This is a genomic window from Telluribacter humicola, from assembly GCF_017355935.1.
GTDB classification, from domain to species: Bacteria; Bacteroidota; Bacteroidia; order Cytophagales; family Spirosomataceae; genus Telluribacter; species Telluribacter humicola.
Genome location: NZ_JAFIQT010000001.1, coordinates 1,029,574 through 1,054,451, shown reverse-complemented (window position 1 = coordinate 1,054,451; position 24,878 = coordinate 1,029,574). Strand labels below are relative to the sequence as shown.

The window sequence follows — 24,878 nt, the reverse complement described above, 5'->3', positions numbered from 1 at the left end:
GAAAGAAAAAATACTTTCTTCTTTCCTCCAGCACGGCGGCGGTCCGCCGTTGCGGCCGCCTTTCTCCTTTTATTCAGTTTTTAGTGATTTTACCGGATTCATGAGAGCCGCTTTCAGCGATTCGTAGCTGGCGGTAATGATCGCTACCAGGAACGTCAGGGCGATAGCCAGCAGCATGATACCAGCTCCGATGGGTATTTTGTACTGATAGTCTTCCAGCCAGGCTTTCATCAGGTACCAGCCAGCAGGCGCGGCAATAAGAAACGCAATGGCGATCAGGATGGCAATTTCCTTGCCAAAGAGCGCCAGTATACTACCCAGACTGGCTCCCAGTACCTTACGTACACCAATCTCCTTCGTCTTTTGCGAAGCCATAAACTTCACCAGACCGTACAGACCCAGACAACCGATAAATATGGCGATCAGCGAGAAGACCCGGATCAGCTTCAGCATGATTTTTTCTAACTGATAGCTTTCGGCAATCCGCTCATCCAGGAATTTCTGCTCGTAGAGGTGGTCGGGGAAGTACTCATTCCACAGCTTCTCTACGTCCTGCATGCTCTGCTGCAGGTTGGTAGTATTCAGCTTTATTCCACAGCTATAATGGATATCTTTCCAGGTAAATATAACCACGGGATCAATGTCATTCTGGAATGAGGCGTTGTTCCAGTTTTTCAGAACCCCGTATATAGGCGCAGGCTTACCCCACACGCGCAGGGTTTTACCGATAGCTTCGTTGGGGCTTTTCAGGCCCAGGCGCTCCACTACCTTTTCGTTGATCAGGTACCCTCGTGTAGTGTCACTCACGGGGATGTTCTGGCCGGCGACGAGCTGTAGGCCAAACGTATTGATGTAGTTGTGGTCGGCATTCTTGGTATTGATCTGCCATACTTCATCCTTTTGCCGGGTATCAAACCGGAAGTTCGTTGTATTAGCGGATTGGTCGGTAGGCATAAACAGGCAGAACGAAGCATCGGCTACACCAGGGATACCCAGCAACCGCTCACGGAAAGTAGCCTGATTGACCTTATCGGGTGAAGGAATCGGTACCTGCACAATCCCTTTGGTTTCGTAACCGACGGATTGATTCAGCATGAAGTCCACCTGATTATTCACCACCAGGGTACAGATCACCAGCAACTGGATCAGCACAAACTGAAATACGATCAGGCCCCGGCGTACCGACATGCCCCCGATGTGGCGGGTAGTAACGGAGCCCTTCAGGGCGAGTACCGGCCGGAAGCCGGCCAGGATCATTCCCGGATAGGAGCCGGCCAGCAGCACCACTACCACCAGTAGGCCCGACATAAACGCCCATAAGGTAGGGTCAGACCATTCTACGATAGTTGGCCAGCCGTTCTTCTGGTCGAGCCACTCGCCAATGTTGGGCAGGAGTAGGGTAGCTAGTCCAAGGCCTACGACCAGCGCCGCCAGCGTGATCAGGGTAGTTTCAGTCAGAAACTGGACAAATACCTGCGAATGGGTACCACCGATGGACTTCCGTACGCCTACTTCCTTAGAGCGGCGCAGGGCCTGAGCCGTTGCCATATTGATGAAGTTGAAGCAGGCTGTCACGATCAGAAATAGCCCGATGGCACCCATGATATAGATCCACTTCATGGGCATAGCGCCGTAGTAGGTTTCGGAGTGGTGCATCTCCGAGTAAGGTACCAGGTGATGGAAGTAGGACTTGTAGTCGTCGCCGTGGTACTTCTTATTGAGCGCCTCCAGTTGCTTTCGCACCTGAGTGACGCTGCTATTGGGGGGGAGCAGAGTAAAGCAGTAGGTATTGGAATTCACGCCGCCCCACTGGTCCAGATCAGGACCGCCATACCGGTATTTGGGGTTGGCCTCGAGCGTAGCAAAGGATACAAAAAACTCGTAGGGCAGCTCACTGTTGGGGCGGGGATTACTGACGATACCCGTCACCTCCAGATCCAGCTGGTTATCCAACCGGATAATTTTACCGATGGGGTCCTGCTTCCCAAAGTACTTCACGGCCATCTGCTCGCTCAGTACAATGGTGTTGGGCTTGCTGAGTGCGCGCTTCGCGTCATTGACTAGCCAGGTATAGTCAAATATGGAGAAGTACTCTGGCTGTACATAGGCTGACTTCAGGCCTTCTTCCTTAAATTTTTTATCGGGTCTACCTTCGCTGGTCAGCGTAGCCAGTAGCAGGTCATACGCTCCCACGCACATGGCAGTAGTGAGGTTAGGCATTTCGGTACGCATGGCCTTCCACATCGGAGGAGGTACCCCGCGTGAGTAGCTGCTACCATCAAACTTAAATTCGGTGGTGACCTGGTAGATACGCTCACTATTGGAATGGTAGTCATCGAAGGTGGTCTGGAAGCGTATAAACCAGAATACCAGCAGGGCGCAGGCCAGGCCCAGCGACAGCCCCGCCACGTTGAGCAGGGTATACACGCGGTTTCTCAGCAGGTTTCTCCAGGCGATCTTGAAGTAGTTAAAGAGCATAGCAGTTTTGGCATTAAGGTAGTGGTGGTCAGCTTTTAGCTTCTCCTGATGATTAAATAGTCATGGCTAATAGATGGAAAGTACTTACACTATTCCACCGGCAAGTACCCTACTAGTACTAAAAGCTATGCCAATCTCCACTATACGCTGTAAATCAACCGTTTACTACACCCAACAAAAACAAAAGTGTCCGATATCGGACACTTTTGTTCAAAGGCGAACAAGCCTTAAAAACCCGCTAAAAATAGTTGCTACTGATTGATGTATACGCTACCGCTGCTCGCTGACAGCTTCACCGGTATACCACCTCCATTGAGGCGGCCTTCTACGCGGTCATTACCGGCGTGGCCGCTGAAGTTTTTCAGAGGTACATTTACCTTATTGCCACGCAAGTCCAGATCCAGCCCTTTGTCCAGCGGCATTTGTACCCGTACACTACCCGCCGACGTAGACAGGGTTACGTACTCACCCAGTTTATCAAAGTCTACCTCAATACCACCGGCGCTGGTGCTGGCCCGGAGGCTGGCGGCTACCCCGGCCAAACGAATGGAGCCACCCGAAGTACCCGTATTCAGGGCACCTTTGATCCCATCGCCTTTGATACTGCCTCCGCTGGTCTTAGCCTCAATGTCACCATCCAGGTTATTAAGGGCTATGCTGCCCCCGGAAGTTCTTAGTGTGATCTTACCGTTCAGGTCGTTGGCCTTGATGCTGCCTCCGCTCGTTACGAGTTCAACATCCTTGGAGCATTTATCCACTTCTATACTACCTCCCGAGGTACGACCACGCACGACACCATCCAGGTCACGTACCTTGATGCTACCGCCACTGGTGGTAAAATTCTGCTCGCCCGACAGAGAGGCGATCCGGATGCTACCGCCGCTGGTGCGGAGGTTGGTCTGCATGTTACGGGGAGTATATACTTTAAAACCGATAGAAAGGCTCCGCTTCCAGTCGTTGTTGTCACGGTTGCGGCGCTTGGCGGTCGCAATGACGGTGCTGCCTTCGGTCCGGATGTCGATGTCGTACTCTTTGAGACGCTCTTCAATTTCGGCCTGGCTCAGGTTATTACGACCGTTCCAGTTATTGGGATGCACATACATATCAACCCTGACGCCGTTGCTGTTGGTACCTTCCACCGCGATAGAACCGCCGGATGTCTCTACGCGCAGGGCGCTGAGCGAGCCGGTAAATGTTTTAGTCGAATAGGGTGATTCGTCGTTGGACTGGGCATAGACAGCGGCGGAGATTACTATCGCCCAGATGAGCAGGAGTATACTTTTGTTTTTCATGGTTATAGGTATGTTTTTTTAAGGATGGAATAACAGGTCGGCAGGTTGCGTCACTGCTCAGAAATATTTCCTTTATCTACTTTACCCAATAACCATACCCACCTCCTATAAGCACTCACTATCAGCTAATTACCTTTTACAGCAAACAAAAAAGTGCCCGTTACCGGACACTTGATGTACGCAGATGAACAGGATTTACTTTTTATTTTTTCTTTACTTCCAGGATCTCTATCTCCGTAAATTCGCTCTTCTTGCCCCATCCGCACTCAACCGACTGCTTGCCGCTGGTAGCACGGTACTTAATGGAAATAGGGGTAAAGCTGTAGCTATTCTCGGTTTTCCAAGCCTCCACAGCTGACTTCAGTTTATCTTCGGTGGCTTTAGTAGGTACATAGTAATAAGTCTGCTCACCCGACGGTACCTCTATGTGCCAGTCGCACCCATCGGCAGCCAGGTTGCTCACTACGGTAGCTTCCGAATCGACTACATTTTCAAGAGGTATTTCATTTTCCTGACAGCTTGCCCACGCCAGCAGACCAAATAGTGTGATTACTAGTTTCATAATGGCTAATTGATTTTAGGTTTAAGGTGAATAAAAGGTGAATAAAAATTAAAAAACTATACCGGCTGGTGCCTTAATCCGCTTGCTTGCAAGGCCCTTCCGTAAAGCGGGTAATGCCCGCCGCTAAGGCTTCACAATCGTTGGGATACGTCTTGCCGTTGCACCCGCACACGGGAGCGTATATCTCATAGCAGGCCCGGTCGTCGCGTGGACGCTCCTGGCATTCCTTTACTGCATCCTGATCCTGGCATCCGGGGAGGCTACCCCAAAGCAGTAGTACCAACAAAGTAGTTTTTGAAATCAGTTGCATAGATGGTGTATTCCCTTTGGTTTACACCTACATAGAGTCGGTATAAGCCAAAGGGGTTGTAAACCATCCAAACATTTTTTTTAGCCCATGGGCGGAAGATGGCCTCTGCGTAGAGACAAAAGAAGACCAGGACCACCTGTATCAGCGGGTGGTACCCTTAAAGAAGATAAATAGGAGCCCGAAAGAGAGTGTAAAAGTGAGTGGCTATAGGTCGGAAGTACGTCAGGCGTTGGTAATGTAGTGTTCCAGAAACTGAATGTGCTGCCGCTGCTCACTCATGATGGAATTAACAATGTCGCCGATGCTGAGTACCCCCACTACCCGTCCCTGATCCACAACGGGCAGGTGGCGGATCTTCTTCTCACTGAACAGCTTCATACACTCCTGAATACCCATGTCCGACGAAACCGTAAAAACATGCTCAGTCATGACTTCACCGATAGGTGTACTCTTGGCTTTGCGCCCCTGAATAATTCCCTTGCGGGCATAATCACGCTCCGAGAAGATACCCGCCAGCCTTTCCTCATCCAGCACCACCACGGCTCCGATATTCTTCTCAGACATAAAATGCAGGGTGTCGATAACGGTAGTATCAGGCGTTACGCTCCATACGGCAGAAACAGCCTTCCCGTCCAACAGTTTTTTGACTGAGGTCATAACTACATCATTTTGAGTTAGTAAGGAGAAAGAAGAATAAATCGAAGATACTAATTCACTGTCTTTAATACAAATCTTTATAAGAAATTTATTATTATATTTTTATTGAAGTCCATTACGTGTATATTTACTAAAAAAGATAGCTATGGTACCTGTCCTGATCGTATCGATTGTGCTGGTGCTGATCGGATTCTTTCTGTTCAGCCTGCGACTCCTCTTTGTGAAAGGAGGTGAGTTCAGGGGAACCTGTGCCAACAACAACCCTTACCTGCGGAATGATGGAGTGACCTGCGGAGTTTGTGGCCGCAAGGCCGGAGAAGCCTGTGAAAAGCAGGAAGAGAATTTAGAAGCTGGCGCTGCGAAGTAGCAGGATGCGTTACAGGTTAAGTAGAGACCTGTCCTTCATTTCCCTACTAAAAACTAATTCAGCATTAAGAATTCATAATTCTGCACTCACTCTTTCTCCCCGAAGCCCGGACTACTGTACACCTGCAAGGCACCACCCTCGCCTTCATAAATGCCGTAGAGTTCCAAATTGTGCGCCTTCGCAATGGGTAAGGCTCTGTCCAGCCCCATCACCAGAAAAGCCGTGGCGTAAGCGTCGGCGGTCATGCAGTCGTCGGCGATCACTGATATACTGAGTAGGCTATGTGTAATAGGAAAACCCGTATGCGGGTCAATGGCGTGGCTGTACCGACGCCCATCGCGCTCGACAAACTTCCTGTAGCTACCTGAGGTAGCCAGCGCCCGTCCGCTCAGCGGTACGACCGTCTGCAGGGGCCGTCCCTCCTCGCTGTTATCTACGGGCTTGTCTATACCTATATGCCAGGTTTCGTCTCGCTCGTTCCGTCCCTCGGCCCGTACTTCCCCTCCTATCTCTACCAGGTAGTTCTTTACTCCCTTACTTTTCAGGAAGTCAGCAATCACATCCACCGTATAACCCTGAGCGATAGCATTAAAATCTACCTCCATGGCTGGAGTCTCTTTCTGTAGCTGCCCTCCCTCCAGCCGGACCTTCTTATATCCAACCAATCGGAGCAGACTATCTACCCGGGCCGAATCGGGTTGGGGTAAGCCTTTCTTATAGCTGAATCCCCAGATTTTTACCAACGGCCCTACGGTGGCATCGAAGTAGCCACTGGTACTGGCTGAAACCTCCTGTGCCTTCCTGAATACAGTGGCAAAATGGGGATCGGCTCGTACATAGGAGCGATTGGCGTTGAACCCGCTGATCACCGAGGTACTATCCCAGAGGGACATGCTGTGGTCGATCACCCTGAATATACTATCCACGGCATGTGAATAGTCCCTGGCTAACGAATCGTTGTAGACGATCCGGAAGGTAGTACCCTGGGCCTGCCCTTCGAGATGGGTATAGCTCTTCCGGGTAGACTGACATCCCGCCAGCCAACCCGCCCAAACCATAAGTACACAGACAAACTTTAACCGCATTAGCTACCGAAATCGTCAAAGGATACGTTTTCGGATGGTATGCCCCAGTCATCAGCCATTTTAATGACTGACTGGTTCATCATCGGCGGACCGCAGAAGTACACTTCCAGGTCTTCAGGAGCGGGATGTTTACTCAAGAATTCTTTGATAACCACGTTATGAACAAAACCAATGAATCCGTCGCCCTCGGGATCGTCGAGGTCTTTCTTTACCGTCCAGTTGTCTTCGGGCAGGGGACCATCCAGGGCTACGACAAACTTAAAGTTAGGGAATTCTTTTTCAATCTGTCTGAACTCGTCAATGTAAAACAGCTCCTTGCGGGTACGGCCGCCGTAGAAGAAGGTCACTTTGCGCTCAGTCTTCAGCGTATGGAACAGGTGGAACAGGTGCGAGCGCATAGGAGCCATACCGGCTCCCCCGCCTATATACAACATTTCACGATCTGTTTCTTTGATAAAGAATTCTCCGTAAGGTCCTGATATGGTCACCTTATCACCGGGCTTCCGACTGAATATGTAGGAAGAAGCTACCCCCGGGTTGACGTCCATCCACCCGTTACGGGCACGGTCGAAGGGAGGCGTAGCGATCCGGACGGTGAGCTTGATGATGTTGCCCTCGGCGGGGTGATTGGCCATGGAGTAGGCCCGGAATATAGGCTCGTCATTCACCATCTTAAGCGGCCACAACCCAAACTTATCCCAGTCTTCCTGAAACTTGTAGGGCGAGTCGTGGTAGAGCGGGTGCGCCGTGATATCCATATCCTTGTAGTTGACTACCGTCTCGGGTATGTCGATCTGGATGTAGCCTCCTGCTTTAAAGTCCAGGTGTTCCCCCTCCGGCAGCTTTACCATGAACTCCTTGATGAAGGTTGCTACGTTGTAGTTAGACTCCACCGTACACTCCCACTTCTTCACCCCGAATACCTCGGCGGGTACCTCAATGCGCATATCCTCCTTGACCTTGACCTGACAGGCCAGCCGTATCCGCTCTTTGACCTGACGGCGGTTGAGGTGGTTGGTTTCGGTAGGTAGTACTTCGCCCCCCCCTTCGTATACCTGGCACTTGCACATGGCACAGGTACCTCCTCCCCCACAGGCCGAGGAAAGAAATATATCACGCGCCGCCAGCGTGGACAGCAGCGAAGAACCCGGCTTTACTACCAGGGGCGTATCCCTGTTATCATTGATGATGATAGCTACATCACGCTGGGGCAGTAACCGTTCCTTAGCCAGCAGGATTAGAAAAGCCAGCAACAGGATAATGATTATAAAAACAAGTACACTGGTGGTAAGTACGGGTAGCATGAGCGGTCAGAGTTTGATTCCGGAAAAACTCAAAAATGCCAGGCCCATCAGAGCCGTAATAATCATCGCAATGCCCAGACCCTGCAGAGGCTGGGGAACGTTGGAGTAACGAAGCCGCTCCCGAATGGCTGCCAGTAGTACTATGGCCAGAAAGAACCCAACGCCCGCTCCTAAGGAGAAAACGGCGGTTTCGGCGAAGGTATACTGACGCTCCTGCATGAATAGCGAAGTACCCAGGATGGAGCAGTTAACGGTAATGAGCGGCAGGAAGATACCCAACGAGGCATAAAGCGCCGGCACAAACTTCTCCACGCTCATCTCGACCAACTGCACGGCTCCCGCGATGGTGGAGATAAATAGAATAAAGGCTAAGAAGGTCAGATCCACCGAAGCCAGTGACGGATGTATCCAGGCCAGGGCTCCTTCTCCCAGCATATAGTTCAGGATAAGGTAGTTGAGCGGGGTGGTCAGTACCATTACGAATATAACTGCCAGCCCCAGTCCAAAGGCGGTCTTGATCTTCTTGGACACGGCCAGGAACGAACACATCCCCAGGAAGAAGGCGAAGATTACATTCTCGATAAAAATGGCCCTGATAAATATATTAATTAGCTCATACATAGCTGTTAGATATTTAGTTATTAGCTGGTTAGGTGTTAGAAGAGTAGCTAAAAGCAAATAGCTTTTCAGCATCGCAACACCATGGCCTGTGTCCCCACAGGCCATTTATTCATACCCTTTACTCAGGACACGTTGATCAGCTTTTGGTTACGGCTGCGCTGCCACCAGATGTAGATCCCGATCACAAACAAAGCCGCCGGAGGAAGTACCATCAGGCCGTTGTTGACGTAGCCCATATCATAAGCCCACTGAGGTACCACCTTAAAGCCAAAGAGGGTACCTGCCCCGAACAGCTCGCGGAAGAAGGCCACCACCAGGAGTATCAACCCATAGCCGAGGCCATTGCCAATACCATCCAGAAAAGCCGGCCAGGGCCGTTGGGCCAGCGCAAAGGCTTCCAGACGCCCCATCACGATACAGTTGGTAATGATGAGTCCTACGAATACGGATAGCTTCTTGCTGATGTCAAACATATAAGCTTTCAGGAGCTGATCTACGATGGTAACCAGCATGGCTACGATAATCAGCTGCACGATGATCCGAATGCGGGTGGGTATGGTGCGCCGCAGCATGGATACGATCAGGTTGGAGAAGGCTACCACAAACGTAACCCCCAACGCCATGATCAGGGCGGGCTTCATCTGCACCGTGACGGCCAGCGCCGAACAAATACCCAAGACCTGCACGGTGACGGGATTGGTGTCATCCAGCGGGTCCCGAAGGGTCTGAACATTCTTTTTTGAAAATAAAGCTTCTCTTTTCTTAACCGGTACTACGGACGGGGTAGCGGTGGTAGCCTCTTCCCGTACGGTGGTGAGCTGTTCTTCCTCACTCATCAGTTGTTCTTCTTCATTCATAACACATGCAATGGTCTGTTGAATAATCGCTTAACTATACTGATTCACTTACGGTACTCACTTATAAGGTTATTACTCTTGTTCTTTTTGAAATAGGTCAGGTACGGCTCCAGCCCTTCTTTGATCATATCGTTGGTCCCCTGCGAAGTGATGGTCCCTCCCGAAATGGCATCGACCCGGTACATCTCACCGTACTCAAGCTTGTCCGTCTTTTTGATCACGTTTACCGACACAAACTGACCGTCCTCCGACATGATCTTCTTGCCCCGGAACTGGTCCTGGAAGGGCTTTTCGGCTATTTCAGCACCCAGTCCGGGCGTTTCGCCCTTGTGATCGAAGTAGGCTCCGTAGATGGTATTAAAGTCGCCTTCGAGCGAGATGTACCCCCATATTGGCCCCCACAGCCCTACACCCCGCACGGGTATGATATAATTTTTGTCCCCTTCCGGTGCTGTGTACACGTACAGGGGCAGCCGACGCTCTTTCCAATCCTTATCCGTTTCTTCTTTCATGTCGATATCCTTAGCATCTACTCCCTCCAGTTCTTCCCCGGAAACATTGAGTACTACCTCTCTGATACGACTCTCGTAGGTCTGCTCGATCTGCTGCCGCTCCGTTAGGTCGAGGCGGACGGCTTTCAGGATGTTAGCCTTGGTGTCCAGTATAACGTTGGCCTGCTGAGCGGGCTTCAGCCCCTCGGCAGTCACGGCCAGTATCACTGCTGTCAGTACCGACAGCACGGCCGCGTAGATAAGTGTATATTTATTGCTATGCACGCTTAGACCGGGTTTTGATGTGTTGCTCAACTACGACATGATCAATGAGTGGTGCAAAGACATTCATCAGCAGAATAGCCAGCATCACGCCCTCCGGATAAGCCGGATTAAATACCCGCAGCACCACTGTAAAGACGCCGATCAGGATTCCGTAGATCCACTTACCCCGTTCGGTATGTGCCGCACTCACCGGGTCGGTAGCCATGTATACGGCTCCGAACGCAAAGCCTCCCATCAGCAGGTGGTAGTAGGCCGGTGTGTGCATGGCATGGTTGGCGATATCCGCCGGAGCCAGTACATTCATAAGCAGTCCCATGCCCAGGGCCCCCAGACAACAGGCCACGATGATCTTCCAGCTACCTACTCCGGTACCAATCAGAAGCAGGGCACCCAGCAGGCAGGCAAAGGTGCTGGTTTCGCCGATGGAGCCCGCTTCAAAGCCCCAGAACTGACGCCAGGCCGAAGGCATATCCGTCCAGTTGGTATCAAAAGCGACCAGGCTGGTGGCTCCTGAATAGGCATCTACCAGTGCATGACCCGGCTCGGGTGTAAGGTCCACCCAGACGTCGCCGGTCATGTAGGCCGGAAAAGCAAAAAACAGGAAGGCCCGGGCCAGCAGCGCCGGGTTCATGAAGTTCATACCCGTACCACCGAAGATCTCTTTGCCCAGTACGGTACAGAATATAGCCGCCAGTCCCACCATCCAGAGGGGTATGGTTACGGGCAGAATAAGCGGAATGAGCATACCCGTCACAAGATATCCTTCACTCACCTGATGCCCCCGCAGGATCGCAAAGATGAACTCCACACCCAACCCTACGGCATAGGACACGATGACAATGGGAAGTACCCTCTGAGCGCCAAAAAGGAAGTTATCTACAAAGGACACCTGCATACCATACGCCTGGTAGTGCTGGTAGCCCACGTTCCACATGCCAAACAATAAGGTAGGCGTGAGGGCTACTATTACCGTGAACATGGCTCGTTTAAGATCCATGGCATCACGAATGTGTACTCCGTTATGGGTGGTATGGCCGGGTACAAACAGGAAAGTCTCCAGCGCGTCAAAAGCCGGGTGTAACTTCTCAAAGCGCCCTCCTTTGTGGAAGTGCGGCTTTGCAGTGTCAACAAGCGTACGGATTGGTTTCACGGCACGAGTAGTATTAAAGGTTCAGATATAGGTTACAGATCCGTCAGGGACATATCTGTCCTGATGGGTCTTTTGATACTTACAAACCAGATAAGCTATATTCTCAGGTCCTGTGCCCATGGGGGCCATAACCTGAGCTATCGATTCAAAGCAATCCTACTACAAACTACTGTTCGCTACTGTATGGGGAGTAAGCTACCCTTCGGTACGGACGTATTCCAGCCCTTCCGAAATAATACGCTGTACTTCGATCTTGGAAGTACACACAAATTCACATAAAGCGAAGTCTTCCTCCGCTATTTCATAGATACCCAACTGCTCCATCCGCTCTATGTCTTTGGCCAGAATGGCTTTCAGCAACATGACGGGCATAATGTCCATAGGGAGCACCTGATCGTATTGGCCCGTCATGACAAAAGCGCGCTCTTCACCGTGCATGTTGGTATCAAGCTGGTAGGTACGTTTGGGAAACAACCACGAGAAATAGGTGCGTGAGAGGCTGAGCTTATCAACACCCGGCAGTAACCAGCCCAGAAACTCCGGCTCGTCTCCTTCGGGTACAACTGTCAACTGATTGCAATAGTGGGACAGGAAATCGTCGTCGGATGAAGTGGCTCCGGTCAGGATATTACCCTGTACGATACGTAGCTTACCCTCTTTGAGGCGGCCATCCAGGATAGAGCTAAGCTTCTGACCCGGAAGTACCCGGAAATACTGGGGCGCCTGTACGCAACTACCTGTCAGAGCTACAACGCGCTCAGCCCGGTACCGTCCTTCCCGGAATAGTCGGCCTATGATGACAACATCCTGCGGCTGTACGTACCAGACTACTTCATCCTTTTTGATGGGCGACAGGTGGTGAATCTGCACCCCTACGTTGCCAGCCGGGTGCGGGCCCTGGAAGTAGTGGATGTTTTCGGAAGGGATACCAGCCAGATCCGTTTCCCTGATCTTATTATCGGCTCCTCCTCTCAGGCTGATATGCAGCCGTCCGGGGGCCAGCTTTTGCAGGGCCGCCAGACCAGCCTGAAAGCTTTCTTTTTCCTGATCCAGAATGTACTCTATATCCGGAGCCAGGGGAGCGGTGTCAAAGCAGGAGATAAATATACCCTTAGGGATGTCTTCGGGATTGGCTATCAGCGTGTAAGGGCGCTGTCTGATGTAGTTCCAGCAGCTTCCCTCAAGCAGGCGCTCAATGATAGCTTCACGGGAAAGTCCAATCGGATCTACCTGTGGATAAGGGAGATAACGAAGGTCAGTGCGGTCAGGGATGATCCGGATTTCGAGGATTCGTCGCTTCTCCCCCCGCACGATCTCGGCCACCTCCCCACTTACGGGTGAGGCTACTTTTATAGCTGGGTTGGCCTTGTCAAAAAACACAGGCTGGCCTGCCAGCACCTCCTGCCCTACTTCTACCATTAACTTAGGAACAACTGACTTGAAATCAGTTGGTTTGATGGCTACAACATCGGACATGGGAAGTGGAGTGAGGACGTATTCGGCCTTTCCGACAAGATTAATATCGTAGCCTTTGCGAAGTTTGATTGCTTTACCCATAATGCTACAAAATCTTTTAATAGTTCAATAATAAGCTTTTGATGCATATTTCCTACTATCTATTTCAAACATTTTTACAGAAAATTTAAAAGGTCACTCTGACATATATTCTGCTGCTTATTTCACTGCTGTTGCTGCTAGTAGTCAGATAGTTGGATTTAACTTTATAAAGTGCCATTATGCCCAAACAGGACAGGTACATGACCAGGCCCACACCATGCGTTGAATATAAAAAAGGTGACCCTCCCGGACCACCTCAACTAACCTGCCTTCTTCCCTCTAAGACTATCTTTCTCTAATCTCGATTATTTCTATCTCATCGTACTCGGCTATACGTCCAAAGCCGCACTGTACCTGCCCCTTCTGACTGGTCGGGCGGTACCTGATCCTGACCCGGCTGGTTATGGCCCCTCCCGTTTTCGGCAGGGTAGCTATGATGGTTTCGACCCGGAAGGCCGTTGCCTTAGTAGGAAGGTAAAAAGTGGTGTGGCTACCGTGATTGATCATAAAGTGCCACTCGCACCCGTCTACCGGCAGGTTGTTTACCAGTTGGGCATTGGTTTCGATGGTACCATCAGGGTTGATGTCTTCCTCATTTTGACAGGCCATCAGCAGCCCAAACAGGAGTAGTACTAATAAAGAATATCTCATGGCTTCTATCCGTTACAGGGTCCTTTGGTGAAGCTGGTGATACCGACGGCCTCGGCCTCACAGTCATTGGAGTACGTCTTACCGTTACAGCCACACACGGGATCATATACCTGGTAGCATACCCGGTCGTCACGTGCCTGCTCCCGGCAGCTGTCGCTTACCGTCGACTTTTGACATCCAACCAGGCCCGTCAATGCAACACAGGCTATAACTGCTTTAAGTATGTACTTCATGGTATCTCTCCTATCTGACTTTTGACTGGTTAGGTACTCTCGCTTCTACATTATCCCCTAAAAAATCTATTCCCAGCGCTACGTCAACCCATTATAAATGAGGCTAAAAATCGTAAAGTCAGGCAGAATAGAGTCAGGTACTATAAAAAAGACGGGAGCCATGGCTGAGGTACATCCCCAGCCATGGCTCCCGTCCCGGTGCAGGCGTACGACTAAGCCGTGGCTCCCTGCAGGAAGCGGCGGCTCTCCTTCTTCACGAAGGTGATGGGTACAAATTCATCGGTAGGCGCTCCGATGTAGTACACGGTCCAGTCGGGGTCGTGGTGCGACAGCATCTCGCTGATGCAGTCGGCGCGGTGGCCCTGGGGATTGCTGCAGTCATCCCAGTAGAATAGCTCCACGCGGTAGTGCAGTTGCTGCTTCTGTCCGTTGATGGTTACTTCCACTTCAATCTCCTGCTTGCCTGGAAGCGGAGGAATCGGGATAGCTATGTGACTCATACGTATTAATTTATTTAGAGGTTTAAGAAAATTAATCTTGCTTAGTAGCGGTAGAATGAATAGCGGCCGGCCGCTTTACTTTTATTCACTTCGCAATGACCGCACCGGATTCATCAGGGCCGCTTTAAGGGTCTGGTACGAAACGATCAGCAGGGCAATGGTCAGTACCAGTACAAAAGGAAACACAAACAATTCCCAGTCAGGCGTAATTCGGAAAGCGTAGGTCTGTAACCACTGACTGGTCGCATACCAGGCCAGCGGGGTAGCCACAATAAAGGCCAGTATAATCAGGAAGGCAAACTCCCGGTAGAACAACTGCAGGATTCCCATTACCGACGCTCCAAGTACCTTCCGGATGCCGATTTCCTTGGTACGCTGGACAATGGTAAACGACGCCAGACCGAACAGACCCAGACAGGCCACCAGGATCGCCAGTACCGTAAACAGCCCGAATACCTGCCCAAACCGCTGGTCGGCGCGGTACTGTTCGTTAAAACGGTCGTCCAGGAAAGTATATTCAAATGGATTGCCGGGGAAGAAGCGGTTCCATTCGGCCTGTACCTTTTCGATGGTATTGTTGATATCGCCGGTTTCCATCTTGACCGAAAAGTACCCTCCCACGTCCGGTATCAGGCGCAGGATAAGCGGCTCGTAGGCATCGCGCAGCGACTGCTGGTGGAAGTTATCGGTTACACCCACAATGGTGAAGGTCTGGCCCCAGAAGTCGATCTGCTTGCCGATGGCCTGCTCCGGCTGATCGAAGCCCAGATGCTTCGCCGCCATTTTGTTGAATAAAACTGCTTTGGGGTCGGAACCGAACTCTTTTGAAAAATCGCGTCCCGCCAGCAGTTTTATATCGTAGGCTTTGCGGAAGTCGTAGTCTACCCCAATGACGCGGTACTGCTTACCTTTCGCCTCGTCGGTTCCCACCAGGCGTATACCGCCCGCATTCCAGTCTGACGGTTGCCCCGGCACCACCGTTGAGGCAGTTATATGCTTTATACTAGGCTGCCGTAGCAGCTCCTGCTTAAAGGCCGTCATCTGATTCATATAGGTAGAGTCATTCCGGACAATGGGCGGGTTGACGATCAGCGTCTGGTCTATATTAATACCCAATGCCTGCTCCCGCATGTACTTGATTTGCCGGAATACCACGAAAGTACCCACAAGCAAAAACAGCGAAGCGGTAAACTGCATGACTACCAGCGACTTACGCAGTATAATTCCCTGGCCGGAAGTACTTATCTTACCTTTGAGAACAGCTATCGGCTGAAAGCCCGACAACACAAACGCCGGATACAGACCAGAGAAGAACACTCCGGTTACGTACAATGCCATCAGCGCCAGCCAAAACTCCGCATTGCCCAGCAGAGACAGCGTCAGTTCCTGCCCAGACAGCTCGTTGAACAGCGGTATTACCAGCGCCACCAGTACCAGGGCCAGCGCTACCGCCAGTCCGTTGAGCAACGCCGACTCCGCCAGAAACTGCCCGATGAGCTGGCTCCGCAGCGAACCTACGGCCTTACGTACGCCTACTTCTTTGGCCCGGTTGATAGCCCGCGCCGTAGCCAGATTGACGTAGTTGACCCAGGCAATGAATACAATGAAGAAGGCTACCCCCAGCAAGAGGTACACGGTAGTACCATCGCCGTTGGGTTCGGCCTCTTCCATGTAGTGTGAGTAGAGGTGGATGTCTTTCAGCGGCTGAAGCAGGTACACCGCTGATGAATTATACTTCCTGTGGTCTTCGCCGGCCAGCTTATCTACCAGGGCAGGAAACTTCGCCTCCAAAGCCTGGGGATTCGCATCGGGCCGGAGCTGAACATAGGTCAGGCAGCCATCCCACTGCCAGGCCGTCTCGGGGCCATTGCCGTCGCGGGTGGTCTGGTTGACAAAAGTCACGTACGAGCGCAGCATATCCGCTTTCAGGTGGGAGTTAGCCGGCATGTCTTTCATGACTCCCGTTACCTTATACACCTGGTTCTGATTAATCTGTATGCTCTTACCCATTGGATTTTCGTTTCGAAACAACCGCTGGGCTACTGTTTCCGTAATCACCGCCGTATTGGGTTCGGCCAGGGCCGTGGCGGGGTCGCCCTGTATCAGTGGGTACGAAAAAACTTTAAAGAAAGAGGCCGAGGCCCAGTAGGTCTTCTCTATCTTCTGCCGCTCGTCGCCGTTGGTGGCTATCAGCGCCCGTGTCTTTACCAGTTTCACGTAGTCTTCTACCTCTCCGAAAGCATCCTTGAACGAATTACCCACCGCGAAAGCGCCCCCCGCCCACTGCGTACTCAGCACGCCATCGTTGTAGCGGTCCTGCCGGACGCGGTAGATCCGGTCGCCCTTGGCATGAAAATCATCGTAGCTCAGCTCATAGCTGACGTAATGCAGGATCAGCAGACAGGCCGCTATCCCCACTGCCAGACCGACAATATTGATGAGTGAGAAGCTCAGGTGCCGCAATAGGTTACGGAAGGCGATTTTCAGATAATTCTGTATCATGGCAGTTGTAGGTAAGGGGTAGAAGGTATATAGAGAAAAGCCTCCGCCAGAAACTGACCTATCAGCTGGTCTTGTCCGGCACCAATGGTTTTGCGCAGGCCCACTTCTTTGGCCCGGCTTAGAGAACGGGCCGTTATGGAGTCAAAATGGAAGTGAATGTTTGTCAGGGGTTGCATCCGGAGCCGGAGGCTGCTTTTACTCAGATACTTCTCGTTCAGTTTTGCCAGCTTAGCCCGCTTCTCAAACCTCACGTACTGCACCATCAGCGAACAGGCCGCTACACCAATAGCCAGCCCACCCATAGTAATGCCCGCGACCCCTCGGTGCCGCCACAGATTTCTGAGCGCAATTGGCAGGTAGATTTGGAGCATAACCAAAGGCATTTCAATGGGATAGACAAAAGCTATACCAGCGCAACAGCCTACTGACAACCAATAACTTACATGCAAATAGCTGAACAAAACTGTCCGAAATCGGACAGTTTTGTTCAGCTATGAACGCGGCTTTCTGAGTGAGTAGGTACCTCGTTAGTTTCCGTTCTGGACGTCGTCGTTCCGGATACCCCGCTTGTTCTTCTTGATCCCTTCTTTCAACTTGCCAAACTTGTAGTTGAAGCTACCACTGAAGGTACGGAAGTAGTCCCAGCGTTCGTTGCTCTGAACAAAGTCCGGTCCGAAGGATTCCCGGTAGTCACGCCGGAATTTGGTGAAAGGGTTATTCACCGAAGCCGAGAAAGAAAGCTTGTCTTTGACTATATCTTTGTTCACGCTAAATGAGGAGCTGATCATGCTATTGGAAGTACCCTGCAGGTTTATGCTGGGGCCGTTGACGTTCAGGTTCGCGTTGACGCGCCAGTCTTTTTCCAGCCGATAGCCGGTCGAGATATTGAGGTTGTACATCAGCCCCTGGTTCTTTATAAGTACCCCGTTTACGAGACCTTCTACCATGCCATAGGCCGCGCGGCTGTTCAGGCTCATGTTCCAGCGCTTGCTCACGGGATAGTTGATGTTCAGGCTACCGCTGGGTAGTTTGGCCCGGCCGGTATTGCCATAGGAGGTCCGGGTGATCTGCGTCGTAGAGTCATAAACCGACACGGGGAAGATAAGATCGCGGAAAAATGTAAAGCCCAGCCCTGCATTGACCGACACCTTCTTGGACCAGTTAAAGCCTAGCTGCACGTCGTTCACCAGCGCAGGCCGCAGGTTTGGGTTACCGGTCCGTTCAAAGCTTGGATTTGAGCGGTCCACAAAGGGGTTGAGCTGGTAAATACCCGGCCGCTGGATGCGCTGCATATAGCCCAGATTCAGCGCTTTGTTACCTTTCAGCTTCCGATTGACCGACACCGACGGAATGATGTTGAAGTAGTTCTGACGTACCCGCAGTTCCGACGACCGGAAGTCGACATTGATTACTGTCTGCTCAATGCGTGCACCCGCTTTCACACTCCACTTTTTGAAGTTATACTGGTAGGTATTGTAGGCTCCATAGACATTTTGCTCGTTTCTGAATTGGTTACTCAAGCCCGGCTGAATCACAAATTGTCCCGTTTCGGAGTTTAGATTTCGGTGCTGGAAGTCACTTTCGTTGGTTCGAAGAATGCCCTTAACCCCTAGTTCAATGCTCAGCTTCTTGACCGGGTACACATAGTCAACCTGATACGTTTGCTCCGCGAAGCGCTGGTCGTTCTGCTGCCGATAGTCAGGCTGGAAGTACATCACGGCATCGGTTATAGCCAGCGCGTTCAGCTGCTCATTCTGGTACGAAAAGTACCGGTACGAAAATGTTAGAAGCCGGTTCTTATCCGCCCGGAAGCCCCGCTGGTAGTTCAGGGCCGCGTCCATACCGGTGCCCCGGCCGTCAAGCGTATTATCCAGGCGGTACCCCTGCAGGACTTCCTCCAGTCCCCTCAGCCGGCTTTCCTGTTGGATCCGCCCATCCGAGCGGCTGCCGTTGATGTTAAACTGTCCCGAAAAAAGGTTGAGGCTGTCCAGTTCGTAGCTCAGCTCATAGCCCAGGTAGGCATTTTGGTTTTGCGAGCGCTGGATACCCTCCTGCACCAGGTTTGTCGGCTCCAGACCGGTGGTAGTACGGCGAATAGCGGTTTGGATAACGGGTGTATGATAGAGGCTGGCACCACCCAGGGCCGACATGCTCCACTTTCCTAGCTTGGCCGTAAAGGTACCCCCAAGTCCGGGCCCACCGACGGGGAAGCGCTCACTGACGTTTAACGAACCACTGTAGCCGTTGTCAATCTTTTTGTTGGTAATAATATTAATGATCCCCGCCAGTCCTTCGGCATCGTACTTGGCCGGGGGCGTAGTAATGACCTCAATACGCTGAATGGACGAGGCCGGCATGGCCCGCAGGATATCCTTGTAGCTGCGTTCCACCATGCTGGATGGCTTGCCGTTGATCAGGATCTTAAAGTCACTGTTGCCCTTCAGCAGAATGTTGTCGTCGGCATCCAGCGTCAGCAAAGGTACTTTGCGCATCATTTCCAGCGCGCTGAATACCTTGCTCTCCGGGTCGGCCTGTATGTCGTAGGCGAGCCGGTCTACCTCCTGGGTGATGATCGGCTTGGTAGCCGTGACGGTTACCTCTTTGAGCCCCACCGCACCCTGACTGAGCTGGATCGGGCCGATTTCCACACGTCGCCGGGTACTATCGGTGAGGTCTACGGACATCGTTTTGGTAAGGTACCCCATACCCACAACCGACACCACGTACTTGTCCGGAGCCAGCCCCGTAAAGGTAAAGGTACCATCGGCCCTGGTATAGTCTACCTTCACGGGGGTACCTGGGCCGGTCATAAGGTGAACGGTGATATAATCCAGCTTTTTCCCACTGGCGGAGTCTGAGACGCTACCGGTAATGCTGGCGCTACCGGGGGTACTTTGCGCCCAGGTACTGTGGCTGAGCAATATGAGTGTGCACACGGCCCACCATCCCTTCATGACACTTTGTAACATAATTTTCATGGCTAATAGAGTTTTATGGCTGCTAGGTATTAAGACATAGTTCTCCCGGCGAAAACAGATCAGTTTTCGAGCAATGGGAAGGTACTTTAAGTGGGTTTACAGGTTCTGCCCGAGGCAATTATATCAGGGCTCCGCTTATCAATGGCTGGCCAGCTCTCGAGCCCTGTTTATATATTCATTAGTATAAATGTATAGAAAGGTACTTTGTTTAACAAGGTAGCATACCGAAACTTTCCAATTTAGTGATAAGCGGTCAGATACAAGTGTAGAGGGAAAGAGAAGAGATCTGTTTAAGGCGAAGTATAATGTACACTACTCGTCTTTAAGCTTGCGCTCAATGATAAAATTAACAATCAGGCTCAGACCTCCCAGGAGAAAAACCATAGCTAAGGGAGCAATGGCCTTAGGCGTATCGTAAAATTCATGCAGCAGATTACCAAGAGGTATACCTACCAGAATACCTGAGCCAATGCCTACAAAGAGCATTCCGAACTTCAGCGTAGGTGAGATGGAAGACCTACTTTTCGGAACTAGAATGGAGGCCTCCACACCGCGTTCTATCAGAGTAATACGTTCTTTGTGGCGCGTCATCAGAAACACGTAAACAATCCCGAAAATTGCGGCAAAACCTCCTAAAAAAATAAGGGTAGGTGTCATGGGTATCTTTATATTTTTTGTTGTCTACTACCTATAAGACCGGGGTACCCAGGCTGTGGTTACAGCTTTTTATAAAAATAAATTTTCTCACTCGAAGCTGTAACCTGACCCTAACAAACATGGTCTTATGAGTGCGCCTCTGCTCACGAAATAAATGAAAGCTACGGAAGATCAGGTATATATTGATAAGGTACTTCAGGGAGATCTGGCGGCTTTTGCTTTCCTGGTGGAGCGCTACAAGGCTATGGCCTACACCCTGGCGCTGAAGATCATGCGGAACAGTGAAGAAGCCGAAGACGTAGCGCAGGAAAGCTTTGTGAAGGCGTACCAGCAGCTGCACCAGTTTGCGGGCAAGGCCAAGTTTTCTACCTGGTTGTATACCATCGTGTATCGCACGTCGGTTTCCAAACGACAGAAGCAAGGAGTACTTATCCTGGCTCTGGACGACGACCTGAGCGAAAATTACACCGACGATACGTCCAGTCCGCCGCTGGAGTACCTACAGGACGAAGAGCGGCAGAAGTACGTCAGGCAGGCCATTCAGAAGCTACCGGAGATGGAAGGGGTCGTGATTACGTTGTTCTATATGAACGAAAACACGATCAGAGAGATTGAAGAAATAACCGGACTGACGGCCGCCAACATCAAGGTGAAGCTGTTTCGGGCCCGGAAAATACTCGAGAAAGAATTACGTTTTTTGTTGTGAACAGGAATCTAGTAAGAAGCATGGAAAACGATAATTTCAAAAAACTAATCCAGCAGGCCGGACCTGACCAGCCCGCCACCGACTTCACCGACCGCCTGATGAGCGCCGTCCGTGCGGAGGCCGAGCAGGATATAGCCCTGCACACTTTGCTGCGGCAAACTACTCCGGAGCAGCCTTCTGCCGCTTTGGCCCAGCGCATCATGGCCCAGGTAGAAGCGACAGCCCCCAAGCCAGTGGAACCCATTATCAGCAAAAAAGCAGGGTACCTCATAGCCGCTTGCTTCGCTCTGCTCGTGGTGGGTAACCTGCTGGTATCTCCATCACCCGAACTACAACCATCTGCTTCTGCCTTTTGGGAACAAACCGGGAGCGCTTTCTCCGGTTTCACACAGGCTATCGCACGGGTACCCGTACTTTATCCGCTAACATTAATCGCTACCTGTATGCTCCTGCTCCTGGATTACTTCATCCGGCAACGGGTACTTTGGGGCAGAGGGCATGAGCCCGTCTGATCTAGGTAGTACGGGCTCTGCCTGATACCACTCGCTCCGCAGTGATCTCACCGGATCTATCAGCGCAGCTCTAACCAATTGGTACCCCACCGTTAGTGGGGTACCGTAAATGGCAACGGTCAGATTTGCGTTTACTCTACAAATAATTCAGGACACGAAGTAATAGTTGGCTACTGCCGGGGCTGCTGCGTAAACTTCGGCGGCGACTGCCACAACACATTCACGATGTACCAAGTACCATTCTCCTTCATGAGGTGAATGTAGTCAATGCCCCATACGGCCTTGACTTTGGCCGAGGCGGTCTTATCCGCTATTTCAAATACCTCCACCTCCCGCGGTGACTGCGCGTTGGTACGATTGCCGTCTTTGTTCCATACTTTAGCCAGGCTGATCAGCGCTGGAAACGGCATCTCCAGCTGCCGGGAGTAATTATTATCCTTCATACTGTACGAGAAGCCCCGCTTCTGCAGGCTCGGATGAATACTCTGGTACGCCAGCGTGGTATCTACTTTGTAGAAGGCATCAATGTAGTTAAAGCAGGCCTGCTTCACGGCCGCCAGGTCTTCGGTTTGGTTGTTTTGGGCCTGAGCACCGGTAAGTGCCGCCATCAACAGGGTTATTACAAGTAACTTTCTCATAGCTAGTCCATTATTAATTTTAAATTATACATTCTACATTTTATATCACTCGCTCCGTAGCGACTTCACCGGATTCATCAGCGCGGCCTTGATACTCTGGTAGCTTACCGTAGCCAGCGCTATACAGATAGCCGCCACCGCCACGCCCACAAATACCCAGGCATTTATTTCAATTCGGTAGGAGTACTGTTTCAGCCACTGTTGCAGACCAAACCAGGCCAGCGGAATGGCAATGGCCAGCGCAATCAGGACCAGCTTGACAAAGTCGCGGGTGAGCATGAGTACAACGTTGCTTATACTGGCGCCCATTACCTTACGGATTCCAATCTCCTTGGTCCGCTGCTCAATAACCAGCAGGGCGATAGCAAATAGTCCCAGGCAGGATAGTATGATGGTAATGGTGGAGGCCAGGCTGAAAATCCTCGTCAGGGACTGCTCATTGCGGTACCAGTTGTCGATGTTCTCATCCAGGAAAGTACCCATGAATTCGGAGGCCGGCGCTACTTCACGCCACACGTTTTTCAGCTTATCCATGGTACCCACCAGTTGGTTGGGCGACACCCTTACAAATACATAGTTGATCGGCTCGGAGGCGGATAAGTGCATCGTAATGGGCTTGGCTTCCTCAGCCACGGAGTAGAGCTGAAAGTCAGGGACCAGACCGATGATCTGGAATCGGGTACCTGCAGTATCAGTTTCAAAATAACTACCTAGCGGATTGCTGTTGCCAATGGCCCTGGCCATGCTTTCGGTAATAATAACCCGGTTGACCGAATCGCTTGGATAGGCCGGATCGAACTCCCGCCCTTCCAGCAGCTTTATGTTCAGTGTCTTGAGGTAGTCATAGTCAACCAGCAGCCAGTCGGTATCGACCTCTTTGCCTTTATAGGTAAATCCAAGCGTAGTCCGTGAAGAAACCCGGTCTTTACCCCTCCCCAGATTCACTCCGCTACCCGTTACCGACAGCACCGCCGGATCATTGGCAAATTGGTTGCGCAGGCGTTGCAGTACCTGCCGGCCGTTGACCCGGTTACCAACCGGAATACTCACTACCTGCTCTTTCTGAAAGCCCAGCGGCTTTTGACGCAGGTGATTGATCTGCTGCGTAGCTACTATGGTAAAGCATATGAACAGACAGGAAATAGCAAATTGGGTTACGATCAGCGAGTTGCGCAGTATCCCCGGACGTTCGGTGGCGATCTTTCCTTTCAACACCTCTACCGGATTGAAGCGCGCCATTTTCCAGGCCGGATAACCTCCCGCGACCAGCGAAACCAATACAAAAATCCCCAGCATGATAGCTATAAAGCCCGGCTGGAATAGCTGAACTATCTGGATACGCGCATCAAACGTAGCATTGAAAGCAGGCACCAAATTAAGTGCCAGCAAAAAGCCAACCGTAAAGCCGATAATACACACCAGCAGGGACTCGCCCCAGATCTGGATAAAAAGCTGAGCTTTGATAGCTCCCAATGACTTTCGGACCCCCATCTCGCGCAGACGGGTAAATGATCGGGCAATACTGAGATTAATAAAATTGATAGAAGCAATCAGCAGTATGAATAGTCCGATTCCGATAATAGCATACACCACGGCAATGGGCGCTCCTTTACCTCCGGAAATTTCGGTATTAAAATGTACATCCGACAGTGGCTGCAGCCGGATGGCAAACAAATCGCCACGCTCATCGGGGGTAGCTCCTTTCTTTTGAAGAGCCTCAATTGAAGCTGGAAAGTACTTGGCGGCAAATGGTTTCAGACGCGCTTCCAGTGTACTTTGTTCAACCCCGGGCGCTACTTTAACAAAAACCGGATGCGTATGGGAGTCCCAGCTATCTTTCTGATTCTGGTATTCGGCCGTACTTTCGATCCGGACCAGCGCATCACACTGTATAGAGGAATTATCGGGTATATCATCCATGACGGCACTGACCAGGTAGGTTCTTTCGCTGCCTTCGCTGCCCACCTGCATCTGCTTGCCAATGGGATCTTCGGTACCAAATACCGCCTCCGCCAAAGTCTTGCTGATCACAATGCTGCTCAGGCTATGTAGCGCAGTTTCCCGGTTGCCTTTGAGCAGGGGAAACGAAAAGATCTTTAAGAAATCCTGATCCGTCTTTCCAACCAGCTTATCAAAGTACCTTCCCTGATACGTAATAAGGCTGGTTCTGCCGGTCAGAACCCGGGTAGCGGCCTGCACCTCGGGGAATTCTTCTTTCAGGGCCGGAGTAAGTGGCATGGGCATACCACCCGACCGCGTAGTCCGTTCGGGATCATTGGAAAAAAAGTAAGTCTGAAAAATACGGTCTCCATCTTCATGGAAAGAATCATAAGTCAACTGACGGTAGGCGGTCAGGAACAGAAAAACACAGATACAGAATGCCACCGACAGCCCCACCACATTGATAGCGGCAAAGCCCCGGCCTTTCCAGAGTGTACGAATTGCGATTTTGAAGTAGTTTTTAATCATGGCTATGTTAGGTAAT

24 protein-coding genes are annotated in these 24,878 nt (G+C 51.3%); 3 read left to right on the top strand and 21 right to left on the bottom strand.

The window, feature by feature from the left end; all coding sequences use genetic code 11:
• Positions 1–69: 69 nt before the first annotated feature.
• From JUB14_RS04605 to JUB14_RS04585, 5 genes are all read right to left on the bottom strand, one after another.
• On the bottom strand, positions 70–2,478 hold the full coding sequence (locus tag JUB14_RS04605; protein WP_207504580.1) for an ABC transporter permease: 2,409 nt from the start codon (positions 2,476–2,478) through the stop codon (positions 70–72).
• A 251-nt stretch (positions 2,479–2,729) separates the two neighbouring features.
• Positions 2,730–3,770: a DUF4097 family beta strand repeat-containing protein gene (locus tag JUB14_RS04600; RefSeq protein WP_207504579.1), complete on the bottom strand. Its 1,041-nt coding sequence runs from the start codon at positions 3,768–3,770 to the stop codon at positions 2,730–2,732.
• A gap of 202 nt (positions 3,771–3,972) precedes the next feature.
• Entirely contained in the window at positions 3,973–4,332 is a 360-nt protein-coding gene (locus tag JUB14_RS04595) for a hypothetical protein (protein ID WP_207504578.1), read from the bottom strand.
• 73 nt (positions 4,333–4,405) lie between these two features.
• Positions 4,406–4,642: a Kazal-type serine protease inhibitor family protein gene (locus JUB14_RS04590; protein ID WP_207504577.1), complete on the bottom strand. Its 237-nt coding sequence runs from the start codon at positions 4,640–4,642 to the stop codon at positions 4,406–4,408.
• A gap of 222 nt (positions 4,643–4,864) precedes the next feature.
• Positions 4,865–5,299, bottom strand: coding sequence for a CBS domain-containing protein (locus JUB14_RS04585; protein ID WP_207504576.1), 435 nt, complete (start codon positions 5,297–5,299; stop codon positions 4,865–4,867).
• Between the two features lie 145 nt (positions 5,300–5,444).
• Between JUB14_RS04585 and JUB14_RS04580 the strand changes: the two genes are divergently transcribed.
• Positions 5,445–5,666 carry a hypothetical protein gene (locus JUB14_RS04580; RefSeq protein ID WP_207504575.1) on the top strand — a complete coding sequence of 74 codons (222 nt, stop codon included), beginning with the start codon at positions 5,445–5,447 and terminating at the stop codon, positions 5,664–5,666.
• 86 nt (positions 5,667–5,752) lie between these two features.
• On the opposite strand, the gene JUB14_RS04575 is transcribed toward JUB14_RS04580, so the two are convergent.
• The 14 genes from JUB14_RS04575 to JUB14_RS04510 form a co-directional block, all read right to left on the bottom strand.
• Positions 5,753–6,751 (bottom strand): FAD:protein FMN transferase, encoded by a 999-nt coding sequence (locus tag JUB14_RS04575; protein WP_207504574.1) that lies wholly within the window; start codon positions 6,749–6,751, stop codon positions 5,753–5,755.
• Entirely contained in the window at positions 6,751–8,055 is a 1,305-nt protein-coding gene (gene nqrF / locus JUB14_RS04570; protein ID WP_207504573.1) for an NADH:ubiquinone reductase (Na(+)-transporting) subunit F, read from the bottom strand. The genes JUB14_RS04575 and nqrF overlap by 1 nt, the downstream gene beginning before the upstream one ends.
• Before the next feature lie 6 nt (positions 8,056–8,061).
• Positions 8,062–8,676, bottom strand: a complete 615-nt coding sequence (gene nqrE / locus JUB14_RS04565; protein ID WP_207504572.1) for an NADH:ubiquinone reductase (Na(+)-transporting) subunit E — start codon at positions 8,674–8,676, stop codon at positions 8,062–8,064.
• Between the two features lie 122 nt (positions 8,677–8,798).
• Positions 8,799–9,512: an NADH:ubiquinone reductase (Na(+)-transporting) subunit D gene (locus tag JUB14_RS04560; protein WP_207505936.1), complete on the bottom strand. Its 714-nt coding sequence runs from the start codon at positions 9,510–9,512 to the stop codon at positions 8,799–8,801.
• Positions 9,513–9,577: 65 nt separating this feature from the next.
• Positions 9,578–10,309 carry an NADH:ubiquinone reductase (Na(+)-transporting) subunit C gene (nqrC, locus tag JUB14_RS04555; protein WP_207504571.1) on the bottom strand — a complete coding sequence of 244 codons (732 nt, stop codon included), beginning with the start codon at positions 10,307–10,309 and terminating at the stop codon, positions 9,578–9,580.
• Entirely contained in the window at positions 10,302–11,459 is a 1,158-nt protein-coding gene (locus tag JUB14_RS04550) for an NADH:ubiquinone reductase (Na(+)-transporting) subunit B (protein ID WP_207504570.1), read from the bottom strand. The genes nqrC and JUB14_RS04550 overlap by 8 nt, the downstream gene beginning before the upstream one ends.
• 195 nt (positions 11,460–11,654) lie before the next feature.
• The gene (locus JUB14_RS04545) at positions 11,655–13,016 is read right to left on the bottom strand and encodes a Na(+)-translocating NADH-quinone reductase subunit A (protein WP_207504569.1); all 1,362 of its coding nucleotides are present in this window, start codon (positions 13,014–13,016) and stop codon (positions 11,655–11,657) included.
• A 285-nt stretch (positions 13,017–13,301) separates the two neighbouring features.
• Positions 13,302–13,667: a hypothetical protein gene (locus JUB14_RS04540; RefSeq protein WP_207504568.1), complete on the bottom strand. Its 366-nt coding sequence runs from the start codon at positions 13,665–13,667 to the stop codon at positions 13,302–13,304.
• Between the two features lie 5 nt (positions 13,668–13,672).
• Positions 13,673–13,900 (bottom strand): Kazal-type serine protease inhibitor family protein, encoded by a 228-nt coding sequence (locus JUB14_RS04535; protein ID WP_207504567.1) that lies wholly within the window; start codon positions 13,898–13,900, stop codon positions 13,673–13,675.
• A 212-nt stretch (positions 13,901–14,112) separates the two neighbouring features.
• Positions 14,113–14,400, bottom strand: coding sequence for a hypothetical protein (locus JUB14_RS04530; RefSeq protein WP_207504566.1), 288 nt, complete (start codon positions 14,398–14,400; stop codon positions 14,113–14,115).
• Positions 14,401–14,481: 81 nt separating this feature from the next.
• Positions 14,482–16,902 carry an ABC transporter permease gene (locus tag JUB14_RS04525; RefSeq protein WP_207504565.1) on the bottom strand — a complete coding sequence of 807 codons (2,421 nt, stop codon included), beginning with the start codon at positions 16,900–16,902 and terminating at the stop codon, positions 14,482–14,484.
• Positions 16,899–17,273, bottom strand: coding sequence for an ABC transporter permease (locus tag JUB14_RS04520; RefSeq protein WP_207504564.1), 375 nt, complete (start codon positions 17,271–17,273; stop codon positions 16,899–16,901). The genes JUB14_RS04525 and JUB14_RS04520 overlap by 4 nt, the downstream gene beginning before the upstream one ends.
• A gap of 156 nt (positions 17,274–17,429) precedes the next feature.
• Positions 17,430–19,880: an outer membrane beta-barrel family protein gene (locus JUB14_RS04515; RefSeq protein ID WP_229367518.1), complete on the bottom strand. Its 2,451-nt coding sequence runs from the start codon at positions 19,878–19,880 to the stop codon at positions 17,430–17,432.
• A gap of 312 nt (positions 19,881–20,192) precedes the next feature.
• Positions 20,193–20,537 (bottom strand): DUF6249 domain-containing protein, encoded by a 345-nt coding sequence (locus JUB14_RS04510; protein ID WP_207504563.1) that lies wholly within the window; start codon positions 20,535–20,537, stop codon positions 20,193–20,195.
• Positions 20,538–20,691: 154 nt separating this feature from the next.
• Here JUB14_RS04510 and JUB14_RS04505 point away from each other — a divergent pair, with 154 nt between their 5' ends.
• Both JUB14_RS04505 and JUB14_RS04500 read left to right on the top strand, forming a co-directional pair.
• Positions 20,692–21,243 carry an RNA polymerase sigma factor gene (locus JUB14_RS04505; protein WP_207504562.1) on the top strand — a complete coding sequence of 184 codons (552 nt, stop codon included), beginning with the start codon at positions 20,692–20,694 and terminating at the stop codon, positions 21,241–21,243.
• 20 nt (positions 21,244–21,263) lie between these two features.
• Complete coding sequence (locus tag JUB14_RS04500) at positions 21,264–21,755, top strand: hypothetical protein (protein ID WP_207504561.1); 492 nt, start codon at positions 21,264–21,266, stop codon at positions 21,753–21,755.
• Positions 21,756–21,925: 170 nt separating this feature from the next.
• On the opposite strand, the gene JUB14_RS04495 is transcribed toward JUB14_RS04500, so the two are convergent.
• Both JUB14_RS04495 and JUB14_RS04490 read right to left on the bottom strand, forming a co-directional pair.
• Entirely contained in the window at positions 21,926–22,393 is a 468-nt protein-coding gene (locus tag JUB14_RS04495) for a nuclear transport factor 2 family protein (RefSeq protein WP_207504560.1), read from the bottom strand.
• Positions 22,394–22,438: 45 nt separating this feature from the next.
• Positions 22,439–24,862, bottom strand: a complete 2,424-nt coding sequence (locus tag JUB14_RS04490; RefSeq protein ID WP_207504559.1) for an ABC transporter permease — start codon at positions 24,860–24,862, stop codon at positions 22,439–22,441.
• Positions 24,863–24,878: the final 16 nt, after the last annotated feature.